Source organism: uncultured Streptococcus sp., assembly GCF_963528215.1.
Lineage (GTDB): Bacteria > Bacillota > Bacilli > Lactobacillales > Streptococcaceae > Streptococcus.
This window is the reverse complement of sequence record NZ_CAURVL010000041.1, coordinates 1-11,205: the sequence shown is the minus strand read 5'-3', so window position 1 is coordinate 11,205 and position 11,205 is coordinate 1. Positions and strand designations below refer to the sequence as shown.

9 protein-coding genes and 1 pseudogene are annotated in these 11,205 nt (G+C 41.8%); 9 read left to right on the top strand and 1 reads right to left on the bottom strand.

Annotation, left to right across the window (positions count from 1 at the left end):
• The 6 genes and pseudogenes from RWS24_RS10165 to RWS24_RS10140 all read left to right on the top strand — a co-directional run.
• Window positions 1-345: formyltransferase family protein (locus tag RWS24_RS10165; protein WP_314367191.1), on the top strand; the 345-nt coding region annotated here is incomplete at its 5' end.
• A gap of 17 nt (window positions 346-362) precedes the next feature.
• Window positions 363-866 carry a hypothetical protein gene (locus RWS24_RS10160; protein WP_314367189.1) on the top strand — a complete coding sequence of 168 codons (504 nt, stop codon included), beginning with the start codon at window positions 363-365 and terminating at the stop codon, window positions 864-866.
• A gap of 193 nt (window positions 867-1,059) precedes the next feature.
• Window positions 1,060-2,607, top strand: a complete 1,548-nt coding sequence (gene purH / locus RWS24_RS10155) for a bifunctional phosphoribosylaminoimidazolecarboxamide formyltransferase/IMP cyclohydrolase (protein WP_314367186.1) — start codon at window positions 1,060-1,062, stop codon at window positions 2,605-2,607.
• A gap of 79 nt (window positions 2,608-2,686) precedes the next feature.
• The gene (locus tag RWS24_RS10150; RefSeq protein ID WP_314367184.1) at window positions 2,687-4,438 is read left to right on the top strand and encodes an AAA family ATPase; all 1,752 of its coding nucleotides are present in this window, start codon (window positions 2,687-2,689) and stop codon (window positions 4,436-4,438) included.
• Window positions 4,431-5,573: an HNH endonuclease domain-containing protein gene (locus RWS24_RS10145; RefSeq protein ID WP_314367182.1), complete on the top strand. Its 1,143-nt coding sequence runs from the start codon at window positions 4,431-4,433 to the stop codon at window positions 5,571-5,573. The genes RWS24_RS10150 and RWS24_RS10145 overlap by 8 nt, the downstream gene beginning before the upstream one ends.
• Before the next feature lie 8 nt (window positions 5,574-5,581).
• Window positions 5,582-5,734: pseudogene (locus RWS24_RS10140) on the top strand (IMP cyclohydrolase); the annotation flags it as partial.
• 135 nt (window positions 5,735-5,869) lie between these two features.
• Here the strand turns inward: RWS24_RS10140 and lytF are convergent.
• The gene (lytF, locus tag RWS24_RS10135; protein WP_314367179.1) at window positions 5,870-7,819 is read right to left on the bottom strand and encodes a murein hydrolase LytF; all 1,950 of its coding nucleotides are present in this window, start codon (window positions 7,817-7,819) and stop codon (window positions 5,870-5,872) included.
• 322 nt (window positions 7,820-8,141) lie between these two features.
• Between lytF and purD the strand changes: the two genes are divergently transcribed.
• The 3 genes from purD to purK all read left to right on the top strand — a co-directional run bounded on the left by purD (window position 8,142) and on the right by purK (window position 11,165).
• The gene (purD, locus tag RWS24_RS10130; RefSeq protein ID WP_314367176.1) at window positions 8,142-9,407 is read left to right on the top strand and encodes a phosphoribosylamine--glycine ligase; all 1,266 of its coding nucleotides are present in this window, start codon (window positions 8,142-8,144) and stop codon (window positions 9,405-9,407) included.
• A gap of 191 nt (window positions 9,408-9,598) precedes the next feature.
• Window positions 9,599-10,087, top strand: coding sequence for a 5-(carboxyamino)imidazole ribonucleotide mutase (gene purE / locus RWS24_RS10125; protein WP_314367173.1), 489 nt, complete (start codon window positions 9,599-9,601; stop codon window positions 10,085-10,087).
• Complete coding sequence (purK, locus tag RWS24_RS10120; protein ID WP_314367170.1) at window positions 10,074-11,165, top strand: 5-(carboxyamino)imidazole ribonucleotide synthase; 1,092 nt, start codon at window positions 10,074-10,076, stop codon at window positions 11,163-11,165. The genes purE and purK overlap by 14 nt, the downstream gene beginning before the upstream one ends.
• Window positions 11,166-11,205 lie beyond the last annotated feature (40 nt).

Here is an 11,205-nt window from a genome sequence, read left to right as displayed (position 1 = left end):
GAAGAGCACCAGATTGACTTGGTTTGCCTAGCAGGCTATATGAAAATCGTTGGGCCAACCTTGCTTGGGGCCTACGAGGGTCGTATCATCAATATCCATCCGGCCTATCTGCCCGAATTTCCAGGAGCTCATGGCATTGAGGATGCTTGGCAGGCTGGTGTCTCTGAAAGTGGCGTGACCATTCATTGGGTGGATTCGGGTGTCGACACCGGTAAGATTATCCAGCAAGTGCGCGTGCCGCGTTTAGCCGAAGACACGCTGGAAAGCTTTGAAGAGCGCATCCATACCGCCGAGTATCAGCTCTATCCTCAAGTGCTGGAGAGTTTGGGAGTAAAACCAAAATAATTAAAGAGGAGTTTATTATGGGGAAAGCCCTTGTGTCAGTTGAAGAAGTCAAAAATGCTTTAAATATTGAAAGTTTTAGAAACTTATCTAAAGATAAAGTGATGGAATTTGTATCTCTGATTCCGAATATGGATAAAGATTTAGCTATAAAAATTGTGGAGCAATTTCCATCTTATGCTGATTATTCACAAAATATAGTTAAACAATTAAATATGTTATGTGAAAAGGCTTTGGAACTAAATGATAATAGTCAAACAGAGACTATTGAGGCTTACAGAAAAGTACTTGATGAGTTGTCAGTACTTCTTCAAAAAGAGGAGACTTCTGTTGATGAGAGAAAGTATATTACAGAAAAAATGATTGAAGTAGCAGATAAAATTGCTACAAAGGATACAGAAAACAAAGAATTCTTAGAGAAAATTATAAAATATGGTGGTTATGTTGCTCTCGGAGCATTAGCAATAGGAGTGACTATTCTAGGTGTAAATGTTAGAGGAAAAGATATTCCAAAGCTAAAATAGATAGCTACTAGCGTAGCTCATCGACCATAGGTCGCCTAACCGATGTTTCTCGCCGTGGTGAAAAGACGATTGATAAAACATCAATCGTCTCGGAACTTTTGAGACTTTGGCTCAAAAGTTAGGAATGAAATCCTGTAGGGAGTTGCTTCCGTCCGCACTACTAAAGAGAAACATCAAAAAGAAAGGAAAAAACATGACTAAACGCGCCTTAATCAGCGTCTCAGACAAATCAGGCATTGTTGAATTTGCCCAAGAACTTAAAAAACTTGGTTGGGACATCATCTCAACCGGTGGTACCAAGATAGCTCTGGATAGTGCTGGAGTGGGCACCATTGCCATTGATGATGTGACTGGTTTTCCAGAGATGATGGATGGCCGTGTCAAGACCCTCCATCCAAACATTCACGGTGGTCTCTTGGCTCGTCGCGATTTGGATAGCCACCTGCAAGCGGCCAAGGACAATCAGATTGAGCTCATTGACCTGGTCGTGGTGAATCTCTATCCTTTTAAGGAAACCGTTCTCAAGCCAGGTGTAGAGTATGCGGACGCGGTGGAAAATATTGACATCGGTGGGCCCTCTATGCTGCGCTCTGCGGCTAAAAATCATGCCAGCGTGACGGTTGTTGTAGATCCGGCTGATTATGCTCTTGTTCTGGAAGAGTTGGCAGCAAATGGCCAAACGACCTATGAAACGCGTCAACGCTTAGCAGCTAAGGTTTTCCGTCACACAGCAGCTTATGATGCCTTGATTGCAGACTATTTCACGGATCAGGTGGGCGAAAGCAAGCCTGAAAAGCTGACCTTGACTTATGAACTTAAGCAGCCCATGCGCTACGGGGAAAATCCCCAGCAGGAAGCTGATTTCTATCAGACTGCTTTGCCACTGGACTATTCCATCGCTTCCGCCAAGCAGCTGAATGGAAAAGAGTTGTCTTTCAACAACATTCGTGATGCGGATGCGGCCATTCGGATTATTCGAGATTTCAAGGATCGGCCAACTGTTGTGGCGCTAAAACATATGAATCCTTGTGGCATTGGTCAGGCGGACGATATTGAGACTGCCTGGGACTATGCTTATGAGTCTGATTCGGTTTCTATTTTTGGTGGGATTGTCGTCCTCAACCGTCAGGTGGATGCTGCGACGGCTGAGAAGATGCACGGTGTTTTTCTGGAAATCATCATCGCACCGAGCTACACGGCAGAAGCGCTAGCGATTTTGACCAATAAAAAGAAAAATCTGCGGATTTTGGAGTTGGCTTTTGATGCTCAGGCAGCTTCTGGAGCTGAGAAGGAAGTGACTGGTGTTCTTGGCGGTCTTCTTGTGCAAAATCAAGATGTTATCGAGGAAAAACCAGCTGATTGGCAGGTCGTGACTAAGCGCCAGCCGAGTGAGCAGGAGCGCATGGCTTTGGAATTTGCCTGGAAGTCCGTCAAATATGTCAAATCCAACGGTATCATCATTACCAATGACCGTCAGGTGCTGGGAGTCGGTCCCGGTCAGACTAACCGTGTGGCTTCTGTCAAGATTGCTATTGAGCAAGCCAAAGATCGCCTTGACGGCGCTGCTCTGGCTTCTGACGCTTTCTTCCCTTTTGCGGACAATATCGAAGAAATCGCAGCCGCTGGCATCAAAGCTATCATCCAGCCTGGTGGATCCGTCCGTGATGAGGAATCTATTGTCGCGGCTGACAAGCATGGATTAACCATGATTTTCACTGGCGTACGGCATTTTAGGCATTAAGAGATAAAAAATTCCATCTGAAATGATGGAATTTTGCTATAATATAGACAAAATAATCAGAGAGATTAAAGGTGTTATTATGGCTGAGCTAGTCTTTACATATATAGAAAAAATGGATATTGGTATTAAAAACAGTGAAATCTCTTTTTCAGAGCAACATAAGTTTGAAATAAAAGATAAGACTTTATTTTATAGAGAGAATAAAAATAGGAGATTTTTTGGTGACAAACTATCTAACCTGTCATTAATTGTTGGAAAAAATGGTATAGGTAAAAGTAGTATATTAGATTTAATTTCTTTTTCAAATAGAAATATCAATTTACGAAGAAGAAAAAATAGTTACTTTAACATCTTTCATATTAAAGAAAATCTTTTTTTGATTGATGGTAGTCCCAGTTTAATTGATAAAATAAATAATTTGAGTACAGAAAAAGGGTTATTTGTGAGCATAGGGAACAATGAGTTTGTCACTCCTGATAGTCAAATAAGTGTAGAATTGCAATTATCCTTAATTAGATCTAGTCCAACTGTAGATTGGTTTAACAGAGATTCTTATAGAGATTTTAACTTGCATAAAAGTCCCATAATCAGGAATGTAAAACGTGTAGAATCTGCGGGAAATGTATTTCGATTTATAGCAGAAACTAAAAATAACAGGGTGACAAAGAAAAAAATTTTCTTAAAAGTTAATCAGAAACAATTATATTCATCCAATAGTCCAGCAATATTAGACGAGCTCTATGGTAATGATAGAATTTTGAACATTGAAGCTGAATTACCAGAACAGTTGAAAAGAATGGTGAGATTGAGAGTTGGTGAAAATTCGATTAGCTTTAATAGTCGAATAGTCCAAAATTATTATTTTAGAAAACATGAAAGATATTTTTTTATAGTTCAGTTTTTAGAAAAATATTTATTGCATCTGATAGAATTTCTAGAAAAAAATGGAGAGCCAAGAGGAAGAATTTTCTCTATTATAAAAGAGTCAACAGGGGGGGATTTTAATAGATTGCGTGAAGTAGATTTATTTTACTTGCGGGAAGACTATTTCTCAGAGCAATTTTTGAAAGATAAAATAGCCTTTTTGGAAAACAAAGTAAATGATTTAAGAGACTGGGGTGAGAGGATAAAATATTTTGAATGGAAAAGTAGTAGAGATACTCCATTTATTAATCGAGATGATTTAAAGACTCTTATCTCTAACTTTAAGAATTCCGAGGAATATGGATATTTCCAAGGTAATGCTTATAAAATTGAAGTATCTAGTTCTTCTTTGAGGAACAAAGATATAAATTTTAATTTCATTGAATTGCTTATGGTAGAATTTTCGGATTTATTCTCCATTCAATTTGAAAATCTAAGCGACGGAGAGATTGTTTATTTTAACACGTTTTCTTCAATATTCATGGAAATAAGGAAAGCGAGTAAAGATGGGAGGGATTGTGTTCTGGTATTAGATGAGCCTGATTTGAACCTTCATCCAGAGTGGTGTAGAAGGTTTATTGATGATTGTATCACTCTTGTTAATAACTATTCAGCTGTGAATGTCCAATTTATTATAGCGACGCATTCTCCATATATGATCTCAGATGTTCCTAAATATAATGTTTTTTCTCTGGAAGAGAAAGAGAAGATGATAGTAATAAAAAGAGCAGAAAAATCTTTTGCTGCAAATATTATTGATATACTGTCAGATACTTTCTTTTTGGATTACTCAATCGGAGAATTTGCTAGAAAAAAAATATTAAAACGCGACAAAGAGGCTTATCTACATATTGATGATCCAGTTTTGAAGACATTAATTGAAAGAAGTTTAGAAGATAGTGATTAAATTAGAATTACCTCAGCAACCACAATTAAAAGAAATTGATGTATGTTTTGAAAATTACTACAAGAGTTTATTAGAAAAATTATCTAAGGATGGAAATACGCATAGAATAATTCCAGAAATTTTGAAATTATGTGGTAATATGGCCAATTTTAAATTATTGATAACTGATGAATGGCTTAATATAAAAAACAAACCAGACAGTTTATTGTTTGAATATTATTTAGTAGGTAGATTTTATTTGGAGCTAAAAAAAATGAAAGCTTCGGATGATAAGAAATATAGGATAGAGTGGGTTTCTAATATTCTGCAATGTATAACTCACTATCCCAAAATGGAAGAACTAATTGATTGTAATCATCTCTATTACGGGACCTCCAATTTTTCTAATTTTTTAAGGAAAAATAAGAATGTATTTAATAACTTTGATGAATTAAATAATAAATTAAAAAATTTTTTAGATTATGAATACTTTAGAGAACATTATAGAGTGACATTATGGGAATTATACGGATGTGAGGTTTGCCCGTATTGTAATTTGATGCCTATTACAAATCATCAGAATTTTACAACAGCAGATATAGAGCATTTTTATCCCAAATCAATTTTTTCTTTGTTTTGTGTATCAAAATTTAATTTAGTTCCATCTTGTAAAGACTGTAATCGACAATTTAAAGGAGCAAAATACTTCCATTACAATCCTCGTTATGAGGGGCTTGATGAATATTTTAAATTTAATTTTTCTGTTAATACTTCTTTTGAGCAGACGATTGATAATTACTTATCACATTCTAGTGAAATTGCAGAAGATGGCATAAATTTAGCAATAAAGTCATACACTAAAGATAAATATGTAAAAGAAACATTATCAATTTTAGAAATTAGCAGTCGCTACAATTCTACCCCGAATCGTACAGATATATGTAAATTCATAAAAGATACAGAAAGGATTAGGAGTTTGGTTTTAAAACCTATTGTAGAAGTTAAAAATAAAGAAGATATTTTAAACCTGCTTTCCCCATTCATAGATAGAGGAATATATCAAAGTCGGAAATTTATGAATATAGAAAAAGGAAAATTCAAAGCAGATATAAGTAGTATGTTTCAAGATTATATAGAGGGGCTTTTGTATCCTTAGTAGTTCTTGTTTTTGCGGATAACGTGGAAGAAATCGCCAAAGCAGGTATCAAAGCTATTATCCAGCCAGGTGGATCTGTCCGTGATGAGGAGTCTATTATTGCGGCTGACAAGCATGGCCTGACCATGATATTCACTGGCGTACGGCATTTTAGGCATTAAAAACTATAAAAAATCCTCGGCTGACCCGAGGATTTTTTAGTAGTCTTATACTCAATGAAAATCATGAACAAACTAAGCAGGAGCAGTCTGCTCAAAGCACCGGTTTGAAGTGGTTTTGAGAAGTTCGACAGCGATTTATTTAGGGTAGATATAGGTCAGGCGGCCCCAGTAGGAAGCAGTTGGGTCAAACCAGCCACGGAAGTTGCTGATATACTGCTTGCCGAGGTAGTTAGACTCTTGGATCTGGATGCGGGTATTGGATTCGACATGAGTCACGACACCGACGTGGCCGTAGCCACCGTCATCCCAGCAGGCGATGGCGCCAACCTCAGGCGTACTGCCGGTACGGAATCCAGCTCTTCTGGCACTAGCTGCCCATTGACCGCCGTTACCCCAGTAATTTCCAGCCCAAGGGGCTAGAGCTTTGGCTCCCCAAGTGCATTGGCCAGGAGGATAGGTTGTCGCATTAGCAGCGGCATAGTTAGGCTGAATATTAGCTGATTGAACGCTTGATTTCTCAACCTGATAGCTAGTTCCAGTCAGACCAGTCAGTTGTCCCGCTTTGCTACGATAGACATGGGTGTTAAATAGACCGCTCCCCTTGTGTTTCTGACTGTCCACGGTGAATTTGTAGGTTCCATTGCCAACCTTATTGGCGGTATACCATTTGATATCATCTTGCCCATTGACTTCTGACCAAGTTGGCAGAATAATATCGCCATCTCCGTAGGCGTCTGTCACTGTCACCTCGTAGCGATTAGCCTCAGTTTTCCTGACTGCAACCTTGGCTTGGATTTGGTCAGTAGACATTGAGACGGCATCTGCTGCGTAGCTACGCTCACTGCCGTCCTTATAGGTGACATACACATGGTTGTTATAGGTTCCAGACAAAGCCTGATGATTACGGATATCAAAGGTTGCGCTGAAGGAGCCATCTCCGTTAGGAGTGGCTGCATACCATTTAAGATTGCTCTGATTGCTAGTGCTCCAAATTGGCACCCGAACAGATTGAATAGGTTTAGATAAGCTAGTTTCGGTAGTTTTCACGGTGTAGGTCCCTTGTTTGGGGTTGATATTTTCCACCGTAAAAAGAGGTTTCTGTTCCTCGTCCGAAGGTAATTTTCCGCTGTCAACTTGAACTGTCGTTCCTGTTATACCAGTTGATTCCGGTTGAACATAGCTTTGGCCGTAAAGGTGGATATTGTAAGTCCCAGTGTCGTAGTTATGCTTTCTGAGTTCCACCCGAGCGCTGTAGCTGCCATCTGGATTTTTGCTTGCTTCGTACCATTGTAGATCATCTTGCCCTTTCTTATCAGACCAAGTAGGAAGAACAATTCGATGCATGGTGTCAGGTACGTTTTTGACAGTAATTTCCATGATACCGGTTTGAGGGAAGCTGGTTTCGATTATCGGTTTCGGATTTTCAAGATGGAACGTAGTACCAGATAGAAAAATCATTTTTCCGTTTACATTTTCGTAAGTGTCAACGAAGTATCGTCCATAACCACGATGTTTGGATAGATTAAACTCAGTTGATTCTTCTCCTGCGTCATACCACTGAAGGTCGTCGCTGCCTTTTTCATCTGACCAGACAGCATGGACAATCTTTGAGTGAGTTTGGTCTTTATTGCGGGAAAAACTAATGCGCCCTTTACCTCCTGAGACGGATGCATTCGTTTTACTAGCTGGTCTATCTACATGAAAGGTAGTGGCATTTAGAGCTACCAAGCGCTCTCCTATCCGTATGTAGGTATGAACATGAAACGTACCATATCCTGGATGGTTGCTTAAGTCAATGTCAGTGATGGGTGTTTGTGGTGTATCATACCATTTCAAATCATCTTGTCCGTTTTCTTCAGACCAAACAGCATGAGCAATAAGATAGGGTTCTTGAGCTTGGGAACGGGTATAACTAATAGAGGCTGTACGATCGTTCACAGTCACATCAACATTGCTGGCACGATTAGTAGGGCCTAGAATTTTGACTTCAGATTCAGGCGATTCGACCGCATGAACTGTTGAGTGGCTCGCAAAGAGACCTAGGACAGCTCCGGATAATAAAAACAGTTTTTGATATTTCTTCATAAAACTCCTTTGTGAGAATGGTTTTGGATGGGCCCACCTGTATTATTCGGAAAACTTATTTGAAAATGATAGTAAATTTGAAAAGCCCTGAATATTTTCTGTCTAAAATAGGCATAATCCACTCAAAAAGGAGAAGGCTGAAGACAACAATAATTACGGCGATCATATAGAAGAGATATTCTTTTTCTTATTAGAATGGAATAAAACGAACGATTGTGTTATAATTTAGATAAATAATTCGTAAAAATGGCAATGATTTTTACGTGATGTGTTAGCTTGGTGCGTAAGCGCCTGTGATATTTGATATTGAGGTATCTTGGCTATGAAGCTTTTAGTTGTTGGTTCAGGCGGTCGTGAGCATGCGATTGCCAAGAAGTTGTTGGAGTCTCAGGGTGTGGAGCAGGTGTTTGTCGCTCCTGGAAATGACGGGATGACCTTGGATGGGTTGGTTTTAGTAAATATTGGAATTTCCGAACATTCCAAACTAATCGAATTTGCCAAGGAGAAAGACATTGCTTGGTCTTTTATCGGTCCGGATGATGCTCTAGCTGCAGGGATTGTCGATGATTTTGAAGCCGCTGGCCTCAAGGCTTTCGGTCCATCTCGTTTAGCAGCGGAGCTGGAGTGGTCTAAGGATTTTGCCAAGGAAATCATGGTCAAATACGGTGTTCCGACAGCAGCCTATGGCACATTTTCCGACTTTGAGGAAGCTAAAGCCTACATTAAAAAGCAGGGAGCACCTATCGTGGTCAAGGCGGACGGCTTGGCTCTGGGTAAGGGCGTGGTCGTCGCAGAGACCGCGGAGCAGGCAGTTGAAGCCGCTCATGAGATGCTCTTAGGCAATAAATTCGGTGACAGTGGTGCGCGCGTAGTCATTGAGGAATTTCTGGACGGCGAGGAGTTTTCCCTCTTTGCCTTTGTCAATGGCGATAAGTTTTACATCTTGCCGACGGCCCAGGACCATAAGCGGGCCTACGATGGGGACAAGGGGCCCAATACAGGCGGCATGGGAGCTTATGCGCCAGTGCCTCACCTGCCACAAAGCGTGGTGGATCAGTCAGTTGAGACGATTATCAAGCCCGTTCTCAAAGGTATGATAGCTGAGGGCCGACCTTATCTGGGCGTGCTCTACGCTGGGCTGATTCTGACAGCCGATGGTCCTAAGGTTATCGAGTTCAACTCGCGCTTCGGCGATCCGGAGACCCAGATTATCCTGCCGCGCCTGACGTCTGACTTTGCGCAGAACATCACGGACATTTTGGACAAGAAGGAGCCTGCTATCACTTGGCTGGATGAGGGCGTGACACTTGGCGTGATTGTCGCCTCAGAAGGCTACCCACTGGACTATGAGAAAGGTATGCCTCTGCCGGAGAAGACAGCTGGCGACATTATCACCTACTATGCTGGGGCTAAGTTTGCGGAAAATAGCAAAGCACTGCTGTCGAATGGCGGCCGAGTGTACATGCTGGTCACCACAGCAGATACCGTCTCAGCTGCGCAGGAAAAAATCTACGACCAACTAGAAAAACAAGACACCACAGGCCTCTTTTACCGAACAGACATTGGAAGCAAGGCGATAAAAGATTAACAGATATTAAAGTTGTCATGGCGAGCGAAAGCGAGCCACTATAGAATAATCGTCGCAGTAGTGGAACTCCTAGTAGCTTTGCTACTAGGAGCGGAAAACTGGAGACTTAGGCTCCAGTTTTAGTAATGGAACGCCATAGGCGGTCGCTTACGTCCGCACTACATTAGACGATTATTAAAAAAGGAGAAAAAATGAAACCAATTATTTCCATCATCATGGGCTCCAAATCCGACTGGGCTATCATGCAAAAAACAGCTGAAGTTTTAGATCGCTTCGGTGTTGCCTATGAAAAGAAAGTTGTCTCTGCCCACCGCACGCCTGATCTCATGTTTCAGCATGCCGAAGAAGCCCGCAGCCGTGGCATCAAGGTCATTATCGCGGGTGCTGGCGGCGCAGCCCATTTGCCAGGAATGGTAGCTGCCAAAACAACTCTTCCTGTCATCGGTGTACCGGTCAAATCACGCGCTCTCAGTGGTCTGGACTCGCTTTATTCGATCGTTCAGATGCCAGGTGGTGTGCCTGTGGCAACTATGGCTATTGGGGAAGCGGGAGCGACAAACGCTGCCCTGACTGCCCTGCGGATCTTGGCGATTGAAGACCAAGATCTGGCAGCAGCGCTAGCGGATTTTGCTGAAGAACAAGGAAAAATCGCTGAGGAGTCTAGCAATGAGCTCATCTAAAACAATCGGAATCATCGGTGGCGGTCAGCTGGGTCAGATGATGGCCATTTCTGCTATCTACATGGGGCACAAGGTTATCGCGCTGGATCCTGCTACGGATTGTCCAGCCTCCCGTGTAGCGGAAATCATAGTAGCTCCTTATAATGATGTGGACGCCCTTCGTCAGTTGGCGGAGCGTTGCGATGTCCTGACCTATGAGTTTGAAAATGTCGATGCTGATGGTTTGGATGCCGTTATCAAGGATAGTCAGCTCCCTCAAGGGACGGACCTGCTCCGCATTTCTCAAAATCGTATCTTTGAAAAGGACTTTCTCTCAAACAAGGCCCAAGTCACCGTTGCACCCTACAAGGTCGTGACTTCTAGCCAAGATTTGGCAGATATCGATCTATCAAAAAACTATGTCCTCAAGACTGCGACTGGTGGCTATGATGGACATGGTCAAAAGGTCATTCGCTCGGAAGAAGATTTGAAAGAAGCCCATGCGCTAGCTGACTCAGCAGACTGCGTTTTGGAAGAATTCGTCAACTTTGACCTTGAAATTTCTGTTATTGTATCAGGAAATGGCAAGGACGTGACAGTTTTCCCAGTTCAGGAAAATATCCACTGCAACAACATTCTTTCAAAAACCATTGTACCAGCCCGCATTTCAGAAAGTTTGGCTGACAAGGCCAAAGCAATGGCGGTGCGAATCGCAGAACAGCTCAAGCTATCTGGTACCCTCTGCGTGGAAATGTTTGCGACCGCTGATGACATCATCGTCAATGAGATTGCCCCACGCCCACACAACTCTGGCCACTACTCTATCGAAGCCTGCGACTTTTCGCAGTTTGACACCCATATTCTGGGCGTCCTTGGAGCACCATTGCCAGCTATCCACCTGCATGCGCCAGCCGTCATGCTCAACGTACTCGGCCAACACGTCGAGGCCGCTGAAAAATATGTCACAGAAAATCCAAGCGCCCACCTCCACCTGTATGGTAAAATAGAAGCGAAACACAACCGCAAGATGGGGCACGTGACTTTGTTTAGTGATGAGCCGGATGAGGTGGAGGAGTTTGGGAAAGGGATTGATTTTTGAAATGACAGAAGAATTTGATGAATTGCTAGATGATGAAATA